The organism is Pseudomonas sp. JV449, assembly GCF_032424295.1.
Taxonomy (GTDB): domain Bacteria; phylum Pseudomonadota; class Gammaproteobacteria; order Pseudomonadales; family Pseudomonadaceae; genus Aquipseudomonas; species Aquipseudomonas marginalis.
Map to the genome: position 1 here is coordinate 14,483 of NZ_VYKD01000033.1, position 13,349 is coordinate 27,831.

The following is a 13,349-nucleotide window of genomic DNA, read 5'->3' on the forward strand; positions in this document are numbered from 1 at the left end:
TGCCAACGAAAGCTGGCTGAAAGCTAACGCGTCTAGGATCGCCCCCAACTGCCGGCAACAGACCGGCTGTACACAACAACAATGGTGATCCCCGATGTCCGTCCGTACCCGCCTGTTCGCCCCAACTCCACCCGTACGCCTCGTGCCCTTCGTTCTGCGCTGACCCCACCCCGGTTCGCCATTCCCTAGCCGCGCTACGCCTGGAGTATTCCTATGCTGACTTTCCTTGGCTTTGCCATGGTCATCACGTTCATGTTCCTGATCATGACCAAGCGCCTGTCCGCGCTGATCGCCCTGATCATCGTGCCTATCCTGTTCGCGCTGTTCGGCGGTTTCGCACCGAAGATCGGCCCGATGATGCTCGAAGGCATTACCAAGCTCGCGCCCACCGGCGTGATGCTGATGTTCGCCATCCTCTATTTTGCCCTGATGATCGACTCCGGCCTGTTCGACCCGGCTGTGCGCAAGATCCTCAAGATGGTCAAGGGCGACCCGCTGAAGGTGTCGGTCGGCACCGCCGTACTGGCCCTGGTGGTGTCCCTCGACGGTGACGGCGCCACCACCTACATGATTTGCGTGGCCGCCATGCTGCCGCTGTACCAGCGCATCGGCATGAGCCCGCGGATCATGGCCGGCCTGATCATCCTCGCCGGTGGCGTGATGAACATGACCCCCTGGGGCGGCCCGACCGCCCGCGCCGCCAGTGCGCTGCACGTGGACCCCTCGGATATTTTCGTACCGATGATCCCGGCGATGGCCGCCGGTGTGGTCGCGATCCTGGTGATTGCCTACATGTACGGCAAGCGCGAACGGGCGCGCCTGGGTGAACTGCACCTGCAAGGCGACGAGATCGACCACAGCGAGATCAGCGTGTCGCAATACCCGGACGCCCGTCGTCCGAAGCTGATCTGGTTCAACGGTGCCCTGACCCTGGCCCTGATGTGCACCCTGATCGCCGGCCTGTTGCCGCTGCCGGTGCTGTTCATGGTGGCATTCAGTATCGCGATGATCGTCAACTACCCGTGCCTGCAACAGCAGAAAGACCGCGTCGCCGCCCACGCCGGCAGCGTATTGGCGGTGGTCGGGTTGATCTTCGCCGCAGGGATCTTCACCGGCATCCTGTCGGGCACCGGCATGGTCGATGCCATGTCCAAGAGCCTGCTGGCCGTCATTCCGGAAGCCATGGGCCCTTACCTGGCGGTGATCACCGCACTGGTGAGCATGCCGTTCACCTTCTTCATGTCCAACGATGCGTTCTACTATGGCGTACTGCCAGTACTCGCCGAAGCCGCCAGCCATTACGGCATCACCGCAGTGGAAATGGCCCGCGCCTCGATTGTTGGCCAGCCCGTGCACTTGCTCAGCCCGCTGGTACCGTCGACCTACCTGTTGGTGGCCCTGGCCGGTATCGAATTTGGCGATCACCAGCGCTTCACCCTGAAGTGGGCAGTACTGGTATGCCTGTGCATAATGTTCGCCGCATTGCTGATGGGGATTTTTCCGCTGTTCAGCACTCTATAATCGTACCGACTCACTCACCGCGCGGCGCTGCAGCTTGCGCGGTTTAACACTTGCTCAAAGGAATACACATGGAATGGCTGACCAATCCGGAAATCTGGATTGCCTTCTTCACCCTGACGGCCCTCGAGATCGTCCTGGGCATCGATAACATCATCATGATTTCGATCCTGGTCAGCCGCATGCCCAAGCATATGCAGGCACGCACCCGGATCTTCGGCCTGGCATTGGCCATGGTCACGCGAATCCTGTTGCTGCTGTCGATCACCTGGGTCATGCGCCTGACCGACGACCTGTTCGTGGTCTTCGGCCAAGGCATTTCCGGCCGCGACCTGATCCTGTTCTTCGGTGGCCTGTTCCTGCTGTGGAAAAGCTCCCAGGAGATGTACCACGCCCTGGAAGGTGAAGACGAAACCCACGACGAACCCAAGGGCGCCGGTGGCAAGTTCATCTACACCATCATCCAGATCGCGATCATCGACATCGTCTTCTCCCTGGACTCGGTGATCACCGCCGTGGGCATGGTCTCCCATGTGCCGGTCATGGTTGCCGCGATCATTGTTGCCGTATTGGTGATGATGCTGGCCGCCGGCACCATCAGCGACTTCATCGACAAGCACCCGTCGCTGAAGATGCTGGCGCTGTCGTTCCTGCTGGTGGTGGGTACCGTACTGATCGCCGAATCCTTCGACGTGCACGTGCCAAAAGGCTACGTCTACTTCGCCATGGCATTCTCGCTGGCGGTGGAAGCGGTGAACATCAAGATGCGCACCGCCATCGCGAAAAAGAAGAAACAGCAGGACCCTGTGAAACTGCGCAAGGATATTCCGGGTCAATAAACCCGAGCCAGACAAAAAAGGGGCTTTTATAAGCCCCTTTTTTTCATGCATAAAAAGCTGATTTCATGACAGTTTTGTTTCAATCCCCACTTTAGCTATGCGATGCTGGCGCCGAGCCCATTCGCCAACTACAGCTTAACTACAAGACGTAGAACGGCACGCGGCAATTCTCATTTGCGCCAAATGGCGCACACCCACACGGGGGGCCGAGCATGCTGACCTTGCTCAATCTGCTTTCCGCCGTGACCCTGCTTATCTGGGGCACGCACATCGTCCGTACCGGCATCCTGCGGGTCTACGGTTCCAACCTGCGTCAAGTCATCGGGCAGAACATGTCCAAGCGCTGGCTGGCATTTGTCGCCGGCATCCTGGTGACTGCCATGGTGCAGAGCAGCAACGCCACGGCAATGCTGGTGACCTCCTTTGTCGGCCAGGGCCTGATGGGGCTGGTGCCCGCCCTGGCGACCATGCTCGGCGCCGACGTCGGTACCGCGCTGATGGCGCGGGTGCTGACCTTCGACCTGTCCTGGCTGTCGCCGCTGCTGATCTTTCTCGGGGTGATTTTCTTCCTGTCGCGCAAACAGACGCGGGCCGGGCAGTTGGGCCGGGTCGGGATCGGCCTCGGGCTGATCATCCTCGCGCTGCAGTTAATCGTCGAAGCCGCCGGGCCGATTACCCACGCCCAGGGCGTGAAAGTGCTGTTCGCCTCGCTGACCGGCGATATTTTGCTCGATGCCCTGGTCGGCGCCCTGTTCGCGATGATTTCCTACTCCAGCCTCGCCGCTGTCCTGCTGACCGCCACCCTGGCCGGCGCCGGGGTGATCGGCTTGCACGTGGCCATCGGCCTGGTAATCGGCGCCAACATCGGCAGTGGCGTGCTGGCCTTTCTCAGCACCAGCATGCAGAACGCCGCCGGTCGCCAGGTCGCCTTGGGCAGCCTGCTGTACAAACTGATCGGCCTGCTGCTGATTATCCCGGTGCTCGACCCGCTGGTGCTGTGGATGGACGGCCTGGACTACAGCGCCCAAGGCATGGTCATCACCTTCCACCTGCTCTACAACGTCAGCCGTTGCCTGATCCTGCTGCCCACCATCGGCCCCATGGCCAGGCTGTGCGCCTGGTTGCTGCCGGAGCGGGACGAGGTCAACGGCAAGGCCAAACCGCGCCACCTGGACCCCACGGCCCTGACCACACCGAGCCTGGCCCTGGCCAACGCCGCGCGCGAAACCCTGCGCCTGGGTGATCTGATCGACAACATGCTCACCGCCATGCAGGAAGTGCTGCGCGGCAAACAGACAGCCATTACCCAGGAAATACGCAGCCTCAGCGATGATGTCGAGGCACTCTACAGCGCGATCAAACTCTACCTGGCGCAAATGCCCCGCGAAGACCTCAGCGAGCAAGACAGTCGGCGCTGGGCCGAAATCATCGAGCTGTCGATCAACCTGAAACTGGCCGGCGACCTGATCGAACGCATGCTGCGTAAAGTCCAGCAGCAGAAAACCTCCCAACGCCGCCAGTTTTCCGAAGTGGGCCTGGAAGAACTCACCGGCCTGCACAGCCAATTGATCGCCAACCTGCGCCTGGGCTTGTCGGTGTTCCTCAGTGCCGACCCGGAAAGCGCCCGCCAACTGCTGCGCGAAAAGCGCCGCTTTCGCGCCCAGGAACGCCGCCTGGCCCACGCCCACGTCAGTCGCCTGCAACGCAAGATCGTGCAGAGCCTGGAGACCAGTTCCCTGCACTTGGAGCTGATTGCCGACATGAAACGCTTGAACTCGTTGTTTTGCAGCAGTGCTTATGTAGTCTTGGAAACGTCCGACACCGGCGCACTCTCCGCCGAAGATATTGCCGACATCACACATTCGCCCTGAACGTACGATGGCCCGTGAAGTCAGTTAAAGCTGACCTCACTCGCCAGGAAGCTTGTTATGCGTCGCCTGTTGTTCGCTTGCCTGCTCATGGGTTCTGCCCACGTCCTTGCCTTTGACCGCTTGCAGGTTGAGGGCTACACCTTGCCCAACGGCCTGCAATTGCTGCTTAAACCGGGCACCGAGCGCGGCCATGTGGCGATTCGCCTGGTGGTCGGCGTCGGCCTGGACGACTTCGGTTGCGAAGACAAGGAACTGCCGCACCTGCTCGAGCACTTGCTGTTCAGCGGTATCGACGGCGGCGGCGAAGGCGAGCTGGAAGACCGCATGCAAGCCCTGGGTGGCGAATGGAACGCCTACACCAGCAACGCCGATACGACCTTTGTGATCGAGGCACCCGCGCAAAACCAGCGCAAGGTGCTCGACCTGCTGCTGGCGATCATCACCCGCACCCAGTTGACCGACGCCAATATCAACGCGGCCAAACAGGTCGTCGAGCGCGAAGACGGCGGTCATTACTCCCACCTGCAACGCCTGCTCGACCGCCAGGACCTGGGCCACACCGCCAGCAATCAACTGGCCATCGAGCTGGGGCTCAAATGCGCCGAGCGCGCCGAGGTCGATCACCTGACCCGCGATCAACTGGAGACGCTGCGCAAAAATTGGTACGCCCCCAACAACATGACCCTGATCATCGTCGGCGACCTCGACAAACTGCTGCCGGCCTACCTGGAACGCACCTACGGTCAACTCGACCCGATCGAACCCAGCGAGCACCCGGCGCTGCCGCAGATCCAGCACGCCGCCGCCAGCCACCGCGACCTGATCCACGGCTGGGTGGGCGACAGTGCCAAACTGCACTGGCTGTTCCCCGAGCCGGTACTGGACGACCAGCATGATGAAACCTACGACCTGCTCAAGGATTACCTGGACTGGGCGCTGTACCGCCAACTACGCCTCAAGCATGGGTTGTCCTACGGGCCCTGGAGCGAGCGCGAAGTGCTCGGCGGCGTTGGCTTCCTCAGCCTGAATGCCGACCTCGAGCGGGACCACCTCCCCGAAGCCGAGCAGGTGCTGCAAGACCTCAAGACGCAACTGCTCAAGGACGGCCTTGACCCAACGGTATTTGCCCGCCTCAAACAGGCCGCCATCGCCCGCCAGGCCTGGGCCGTGCAGGGCAACAGCGCGCTGGCCGACTATTATTGGAGCGCCTCGGGCGATTACGACAACGGCCACTTCAGCGACCCGGTCAAACGCATCAAGGCCGTGAGCCTGGAGCAGACCAGCCAGGCCATGCGCGAGTTGCTCAAGCAACCGGGTTACTGGCGCATCGAGAAACCACTGCTGAGCTACGACATGCTCAACTGGATCGGCGCCGGCGTCCTCGGGCTGATCGCCATTGCGTTGATCGGCGTGCGCCGTTATCGCAAACGGATCGCGTAATGAGGCACCGAACCCTGGCCTAAGACGTTATTCTGTCTGGGATTTTTTCCTACAAAGACTGCGAACCGCCGAATGCAAAACCTGACCCGCTTAATCACCCGCGTCCTCGAACTGATGAAGCGCTACCCAGGGGTGATTGCACTCGGCGGTTTTATCTCGGGTGTATGCAGCTTCATCCTGGTGGATCGCCAGCAGGGCATGGCCAGTTGGATCGCGGTGATCATGCTGGTGAGTTGGCTGTGGCTGATGCTGGAAAACAGCTTTACCCAGCTGTTCACCAAAGTCTTCAAGCGCGAAATACCCGAACCCCTGCTGCGCTACGCGACCCAGATGATTCACCAGGAAAGTCTGTTCTTCGTGCTGCCGTTCTTTTTCGTCACCACCGCCTGGAACAGCGGCCAATCGGTGTTCACCGGCCTGCTCGGCGCGGCCGCGCTGGTTTCGATCGTCGACCCGCTGTACTACAAATGGCTGGCGCCCAAGCGTTCGTTGTTCCTCGCGTTGCACACCCTGACCCTGTTCGCCGCGCTGCTCACTGCGCTGCCGATCATCCTGCACCTGACCACCGCCGAAAGTTACAAACTCGCCCTCGGCGTCGCCATGGCCTTGTCGATTCCAAGCCTGGCGGTGAGCCTGCCGCTGCGCAGCCTCAAGGGCTGGGCGATGCTGCTGGGGGTAACGGCCGCCATTGGTTGCGCGGGCTGGTTCCTGCGCAGTTGGGTACCGCCGGCCACCTTGTGGATGACCGAAGTGGCGATCAGCACCCAACTGCAAGACCGCACGCCGGGTGACGACCTCAAGGAAGTCAGCGCCGCCCAACTGCGCAGCGGCGGGCTCTATGCCTACACCGCAATCAACGCGCCGCGCGGGCTGGATGAGCGCATCTACCACGTGTGGAAATTCAACGGCAAAGAGGTCGACCGCATCGCCCTGGACATCCACGGCGGACGCAAGGAGGGCTACCGCGCCTGGACCCACAAGCAGAACTTCCCGCCCGAAGCGGTAGGGCGCTGGCAAGTCCAAGTGTTGACGGAGGACGGCCAGGTGATCGGCGTGCTGCGTTTTAAAGTGACGGACACAGCACAAACCGACAACCCAAAGTAGGCAGGATCGTGCTATTACGTAGGAATTGTGGATAGCCAGACAAGCTCGGAGCTTATGACCAGTAGTACTACGGCCGGCGCAGCCCACCTCGATACGTCCACCGCTCCCCCGTTACTGCGGATTACAGGGGACTGGACGCTTGCCCACTACGCAAACCTGAAGAAGCTGTCGGACAAGCTCGACGGCCAATACGACGCCGGAGCGCGCATCGATCTCAATGGCCTCGGCGCCCTGGATACCGCCGGCGCCTCGCTGCTGGTGGAGCTGCTGGGGCCCACCCGTATCGAACAATCCGCCGAGCAGACCGACTGCAGCCTGTCCGCAGCCGAACGCGCGCTGCTCAAGACCGTCTACCGCTCCCTCAACGATTTTTGCGTGCCGGACAAAGCGCCGGAAGAAGCCACTGGCATTCAGGTGCTGGCGCGTATCGGCGCGGCCGTGGACAAGGTCTGGCAAGACAGCAAGCAACTGCTGGGCTTTATCGGCCTGATCCTCGAAACCTTTGCCCGGGGCATTTTCCGGCCCAAGCGCTGGCGCCTGACGCCGATGGTCGCCCATCTTGAACAGGTCGGCCTCGACGCCGCGCCCATCGTCGCGTTGCTGACCTTTCTGGTCGGTGCCGTCGTGGCGTTCCTCGGCGCTACAGTGCTCAAGAGCTTTGGCGCAACGATCTTTACCGTGGACCTGGTGGCGTTCTCTTTCCTACGGGAATTCGGCGTATTGCTCACCGCCATCCTGATTGCCGGTCGCACCGCCAGCGCCTTTACCGCGCAAATCGGCTCGATGAAGGCCAATGAAGAAATCGACGCCATCCGCACCCTGGGCCTGGACCCGATGGAGTTGCTGGTATTGCCGCGCGTGCTGGCGTTGCTGGTGGCACTGCCGATGCTGACGTTCATGGCGATGCTGGCGGGGATCGTCGGCGGCGGCGTGGTCTGCGCCGTGGCCCTGGACATCTCGCCGGCGATGTTCCTCTCGCTGCTGCAATCGGACATTGGCGTGCAGCACTTCCTGGTGGGCATGGTAAAAGCCCCGTTCTTCGCCTTCCTGATCGCCGCCATCGGCTGCCTGGAAGGCTTCAAGGTCAGCGGCAGCGCCGAATCGGTCGGCGCCCACACCACCTCCAGCGTGGTGCAATCGATCTTTGTGGTGATCGTGCTGGATGCGGTGGCCGCGTTGTTCTTCATGGAGATGGGCTGGTGAGTCGTCTGCACCGTGCGCCCACCGAGGCGGTGATTGAAGTGCGTGGCCTGTGCAATCGCTTTGGCAGCCAACGCGTGCACGAGCATCTCGACCTGGATCTGTACAAGGGCGAAATCCTTGCGGTGGTCGGCGGATCCGGCAGCGGTAAATCAGTGCTGCTGCGCAGCATCGTCGGCCTGCGCCGGCCCAGTGAAGGCGAAGTGCGGGTGTTCGGTAAGAACCTGCCGAGTCTGCCGGAACATGAACGCTCGCTGGTGGAACGGCGCTTTGGCGTACTGTTCCAGAAGGGCGCGCTGTTCTCCTCGCTGACGGTGACCGAGAACGTCGCGCTGCCGCTGATCGAACATGCCGGGCTCAGCCGCCGTGATGCCGAGCACCTGGCTGCGGTCAAGCTGGCCTTGGCCGGACTGCCGCTGTCGGCGGCCGACAAATACCCCGCTTCGCTGTCCGGCGGCATGATCAAGCGCGCGGCCCTGGCACGCGCCCTGGCACTGGACCCGGACATCCTGTTCCTCGACGAACCCACCGCCGGCCTCGACCCGATTGGTGCGGCGCAATTCGACCAACTGATCCTGACCCTGCGTGATGCGCTGGGCCTGAGCGTGTTCCTGGTCACCCATGACCTGGACACGCTCTACACCATCACCGACCGTGTGGCGGTGCTGGCGCAGAAGAAGGTGCTGGTGGCCGATGCCATCGATATCGTCTCGGAAACGGACGACGCCTGGATTCACGAATATTTCCACGGCCCCCGTGGCCGCGCGGCATTGGATGCCGCTCAACCGCTCAACGAGGTATGACATGGAAACCCGAGCCCATCATGTGATGATCGGTCTGTTCAGCGTGATCGTGGTGGTCGGCGCGATGCTGTTTGGCCTGTGGCTGGCCAAATCCAGCGTCGACAGCGCCTTCCAGGATTACGAAGTGATCTTCAACGAAGCGGTCAGCGGTCTGTCCCAGGGCAGCTCGGTGCAATACAGCGGGATCAAGGTGGGCGATGTCATCAGCCTGCGCCTGGATCCCAAGGACCCGCGCCGCGTACTCGCGCGCATTCGCCTGGCCGGCCAGACGCCGATCAAGGAAGACACCCAGGCCAAACTCGCGCTGACCGGCATCACCGGCACCTCGATCATCCAACTCAGCGGCGGCACGCCGCAAAGCCCGGAGCTCAAGGGCAAGGACGGCAACCTGCCGGAGATCATCGCCTCGCCATCGCCAATCGCGCGATTACTCAATAACAGCAACGACCTGATGACCAGCATCAACCTGCTGCTGCACAACGCCAACGACATGTTCTCCGCGCAGAATGTCGAGCGCCTCAGCAACACCCTGGACCATCTGGAACAAACCACCGGCGCGATTGCCGACCAGCGTGGGGATATCAAGGTGGTGATGCAGCAATTGATGCAGGTAAGCAAGCAGGCCGGGGCCGCCCTGGAGCAAACCACGGCGCTGATGCGCAACGCCAATGGCCTGCTCAGTGATCAAGGCAAGCAGGTCTTCGGCAGCGCCGAACAGGCGATGAAATCCCTTGAGCAAAGCACCGCCACCATCAATACCTTGCTGACCAACAACAAGGACTCGGTGAACAGCGGCATGCAGGGCCTCAACGAACTGGCGCCGGCCGTGCGCGAACTGCGCGAAACCCTCGGTTCACTGCGCGCCATCTCTCGCCGCCTGGAAGCCAACCCCAGCGGCTACCTGCTGGGCAGCGACAAGAACAAGGAGTTCACGCCATGAAGCGTGCTTACCAAATGATCGCCCCTGTGGCCTTGGCGCTGATCAGCGCGTGTTCGATCCTGCCCAAGGCGGATCCGTCGGACGTCTACCGACTGCCTACGGCCCAGGGCACGACCCAGGGCGCGCCAGTCAATTGGTCGCTGCGCCTGGCCAAGCCGCAGACCAGTGAGTTCCTCGACAGCCCACGCATCGCCGTGGTGCCCAATGGCGATTTGATCAGCAGCTATGCGAACTCACGCTGGAGCGACCCAGTGCCGGTGCTGCTGCGCAATCGCCTGATGGACGGGTTCCAGCGCGATGGACGCGTAACGCTGTTGAGCACCGACGACACCAACCTGCAGGCCGATTATGAATTGGGCGGGCAGTTGCAGGCGTTTCAGAGCGAGTACCGGGGCAGTGCGGTAGCGGTGGTGATCCGCCTCGACGCACGCCTGGTGCGTGGGAGTGATCAGCGGATTATTGCCAGCCGGCGGTTTGAAGTGCAGCAGGCGGTGACTGACACCAAAGTGCCGGCGGTGGTGACCGGGTTTGGGTTGGCGGGAGATCAGTTGAACAGGCAGGTGGTGGAGTGGGTTGTTCAGCAGGGCAATGGTGCGGTGAAACGCTGAGGGCCTCATCGGGGCCCCCTCCCACATTTGGATCTGTGAACACATTCAGAATGTGGGAGGGGGCTTGCTCCCGATAGCTATTTAAGCCTCAGCCAAAGAACCAGTAGCACACCGCGATCGCTGCGACCACACCAGCAAACTCAGCCAGCAACGCGCACCCTACGGCATGCCGCGCCCGCTGGATGCCCACCGAACCGAAGTACACCGCCAACACATAAAAGGTGGTCTCCGTACTGCCCTGAATCGTCGCCGCCACCAACGCCGGGAAGCTGTCCACCCCCTGGGTCTGCATGGTCTCGATCAACATCGCCCGGGCCGCGCTGCCGGAGAAGGGCTTGACCATTGCGGTCGGCAAGGCGTCGACAAAGCGCGTGTCCATGCCCGTCCAGGCCACCACATGGCGAATGCCTTCGAGGCCCAGGTCCAACGCGCCGGAGGCACGCAACACGCCCACCGCACACAGCATCGCCACCAGGTACGGCAGCAGGTTCTTGGCGACGTCGAAGCCTTCCTTGGCGCCTTCGACAAATGCTTCGTAGACCTTAACCTTGCGCAGCGCGCCGATCAGCAGGAACAGCATGATCAGGCCGAACAACGTGAGGTTGCCGAGGATTGACGACAACCCGGCCAATGCGGTGGCCGAGAGGGTCGCCAGCAGGGCCATGAACCCACCCAGTACCAATGCGCCTGGAACCAGGTAGGCCAGCACCACCGGGTCCCACAGCCGCAGGCGCTGCATCACCGCCACCGACAGCAGGCCCACCAATGTGGATGCGCTGGTGGCCAGCAGGATCGGCAGGAATACCAGGGTCGGATCGGGCGCACCTTGCTGGGCGCGATACATGAAGATCGTCACCGGCAACAGGGTCAGGGAGGATGCATTGAGCACCAGGAACAGGATTTGTGCGTTAGTCGCCGTGTTAGGGATGGGATTGAGCTCTTGCAGCGCCTTCATGGCCTTCAGGCCGATAGGTGTTGCTGCGTTATCCAGGCCCAAGCCGTTGGCGGCAAAGTTGAGGGTGATCAGGCCAATGGCCGGGTGACCGGCCGGCACTTCCGGCATCAGGCGCAGGAACAGCGGGCCCAGGGCCTTGGCCAGCCATTCGACAATCCCGGCTTTTTCGGCGATACGCAAGAAGCCCAGCCATAACGTCAGGGTGCCGAACAACAGCACCATCACTTCCACGGACAATTTGGCCATGGCGAAAATGCTTTCGACCATCGCCGCGAAAATCCCGGCGTTACCGCCCACCAGCCATTGCGCCAGTGCTGACACCATTGCCACGACAAAGAAGCCAAGCCACAGGCCATTGAGCATCAGTTGAATCCCCCGAAAGATGGGGCGAATGATAGCGGGGCTGACAGAAACGACAAACCCCGGATTTACCGGGGTTTGTCTTACAGCCGTCGGGCTATCAGCCGCGAGTGGCTTGGGCAGTCGGCAGGGCTTGCTTGGTGCGCCAGTGCGGCAGGGAGTTCCAGTAGCGCTCGCCCTTGGCGTCGTCGTACATGCCTTCCCAGCGCGAGATGACCAGCACGGCCAGGGCATTGCCGATCACGTTCAGCGCGGTACGGGCCATGTCCATGATGCGGTCGACACCGGCGATGAAGGCCAGGCCTTCCAGCGGGATACCCACGCTGCCCAGGGTGGCCAGCAGCACCACGAAGGACACGCCCGGCACACCAGCGATGCCTTTGGAGGTGACCATCAGGGTCAATACCAGCATCAGTTGCTGGCCAATCGATAGGTCGATGCCATACAGCTGGGCGATAAAGATCGCCGCGATGCTCTGGTACAGGGTCGAACCGTCGAGATTGAACGAGTAGCCGGTCGGCACCACGAAGCTGCAGATGGCCTTGGGCGCGCCGTAGGCTTCCATCTTCTCGATCACACGCGGCAGCACAGTTTCGGAACTGGCGGTGGAGTAGGCCAGCACCAACTCGTCCTTGAAGATGCGCATCAGCTTGAGGATCGAGAAGCCGAACAGGCGAGCGATCAGGCCCAGCACCGCAAAGGCGAAGAACAGGATGGCGACGTAAACCAGGATCACCAGCTTGGCCAGCGGCAGCAGCGAGGCAAAGCCGAAGTTGGCCACGGTCACCGCGATCAGCGCGAATACGCCGATGGGGGCGTACTTCATGATCATGTGGGTGACTTTGAACATGCTCTCGGACACGCCCTGGAACATGGTCACCAGCGGCTCGCGCAGCTCCGGCTTGAGGCTCGACAAGCCCAGGCCGAACAGCACGGAGAAGAAGATGATCGGCAGCATCTCGCCACGGGCTACAGCGGCGAAGATGTTAGACGGGATCAGGTTGAGGATGGTCTGGATGAACGCATGCTCATGCTGCACCTCGGCGGCGGTCGCCTGGTACTTGGAAATATCGACGGTACCCAGGGTACTCATGTCGATGCCTGCGCCCGGGTGGAAAAGGTTGGCCAGCAGCAGGCCGACCACGATGGCGATGGTGGTGACCACTTCGAAGTAAAGGATGGTTTTGACGCCGATGCGCCCGAGTTTTTTCGCGTCACCGACACCGGCAATGCCGACGATCAACGAGGAAATCACAATCGGGATCACGATCATCTTGATCAGGCGGATAAAGATATCGCCCGCTGGCTGCAACACATTGCTGATCCACCAGGCCTTTTCAGCACTGAAATGGTTGAGCACTGCGCCGATTGCGATCCCCAATACCAAACCGATGAGGATCTGCCAGGCGAGGCTTAGCTTTGCCTTCTTCATGTCATTACCCTTACTTCAAGTGGACTTAAGGCAAATGCGCCAGCTGCAACGCTCGAGAGCGAAAAAGTGTGCGCATCTGCCTCCATGGAAGGTCACCGCAGCATGGCCGAAATGGCTTACTGGCAGGCGAAAAAAGGCGCAACTATTCCCATGCAAGGGGACGACGTCTAATGCCGTAAACGCCTACCCCATGCCAAATCGGCATGACTTTTTTCCATAATAACTGTCCGAACGGTCAGTTCAAATGTGACATTTTGTCCGGTGAATATGCCGTGAACC

At 61.5% G+C, this 13,349-nt stretch carries 11 protein-coding genes; 9 read left to right on the forward strand and 2 right to left on the reverse strand.

The annotated features are described in order from the left end of the window. The first annotated feature begins 213 nt into the window (after nucleotides 1-213). From F6S08_RS28190 to F6S08_RS28230, 9 genes are all read left to right on the forward strand, one after another. Nucleotides 214-1,521 (forward strand): CitMHS family transporter, encoded by a 1,308-nt coding sequence (locus F6S08_RS28190; protein ID WP_003170826.1) that lies wholly within the window; start codon nucleotides 214-216, stop codon nucleotides 1,519-1,521. A 68-nt stretch (nucleotides 1,522-1,589) separates the two neighbouring features. Next, a complete protein-coding gene (locus F6S08_RS28195; RefSeq protein ID WP_027608010.1) occupies nucleotides 1,590-2,357 on the forward strand; it encodes a TerC family protein in 768 nt (255 codons plus the stop codon). Between the two features lie 212 nt (nucleotides 2,358-2,569). Next, on the forward strand, nucleotides 2,570-4,228 hold the full coding sequence (locus tag F6S08_RS28200) for a Na/Pi cotransporter family protein (protein ID WP_065926872.1): 1,659 nt from the start codon (nucleotides 2,570-2,572) through the stop codon (nucleotides 4,226-4,228). Nucleotides 4,229-4,285: 57 nt separating this feature from the next. Next, nucleotides 4,286-5,668: a M16 family metallopeptidase gene (locus F6S08_RS28205; protein WP_137211770.1), complete on the forward strand. Its 1,383-nt coding sequence runs from the start codon at nucleotides 4,286-4,288 to the stop codon at nucleotides 5,666-5,668. Between the two features lie 72 nt (nucleotides 5,669-5,740). After that, the gene (locus F6S08_RS28210) at nucleotides 5,741-6,772 is read left to right on the forward strand and encodes a DUF5924 family protein (protein WP_065946472.1); all 1,032 of its coding nucleotides are present in this window, start codon (nucleotides 5,741-5,743) and stop codon (nucleotides 6,770-6,772) included. A gap of 54 nt (nucleotides 6,773-6,826) precedes the next feature. Further along, nucleotides 6,827-7,975 carry an ABC transporter permease gene (locus tag F6S08_RS28215; protein WP_315872650.1) on the forward strand — a complete coding sequence of 383 codons (1,149 nt, stop codon included), beginning with the start codon at nucleotides 6,827-6,829 and terminating at the stop codon, nucleotides 7,973-7,975. Beyond that, nucleotides 7,972-8,775 carry an ABC transporter ATP-binding protein gene (locus tag F6S08_RS28220; RefSeq protein WP_065937854.1) on the forward strand — a complete coding sequence of 268 codons (804 nt, stop codon included), beginning with the start codon at nucleotides 7,972-7,974 and terminating at the stop codon, nucleotides 8,773-8,775. Before F6S08_RS28215 ends, F6S08_RS28220 begins: the two co-directional genes overlap by 4 nt. A 1-nt stretch (nucleotide 8,776) precedes the next feature. Continuing rightward, entirely contained in the window at nucleotides 8,777-9,715 is a 939-nt protein-coding gene (locus F6S08_RS28225; RefSeq protein ID WP_027608016.1) for an MlaD family protein, read from the forward strand. Further along, entirely contained in the window at nucleotides 9,712-10,323 is a 612-nt protein-coding gene (locus tag F6S08_RS28230) for an ABC-type transport auxiliary lipoprotein family protein (RefSeq protein WP_065926867.1), read from the forward strand. Before F6S08_RS28225 ends, F6S08_RS28230 begins: the two co-directional genes overlap by 4 nt. 88 nt (nucleotides 10,324-10,411) lie before the next feature. On the opposite strand, the gene F6S08_RS28235 is transcribed toward F6S08_RS28230, so the two are convergent. Both F6S08_RS28235 and gltP read right to left on the reverse strand, forming a co-directional pair. After that, a complete protein-coding gene (locus F6S08_RS28235) occupies nucleotides 10,412-11,641 on the reverse strand; it encodes a nucleoside recognition domain-containing protein (RefSeq protein ID WP_027608018.1) in 1,230 nt (409 codons plus the stop codon). A 97-nt stretch (nucleotides 11,642-11,738) separates the two neighbouring features. After that, on the reverse strand, nucleotides 11,739-13,070 hold the full coding sequence (gene gltP / locus F6S08_RS28240) for a glutamate/aspartate:proton symporter GltP (protein WP_065926866.1): 1,332 nt from the start codon (nucleotides 13,068-13,070) through the stop codon (nucleotides 11,739-11,741). Between the last annotated feature and the right edge of the window lie 279 nt (nucleotides 13,071-13,349).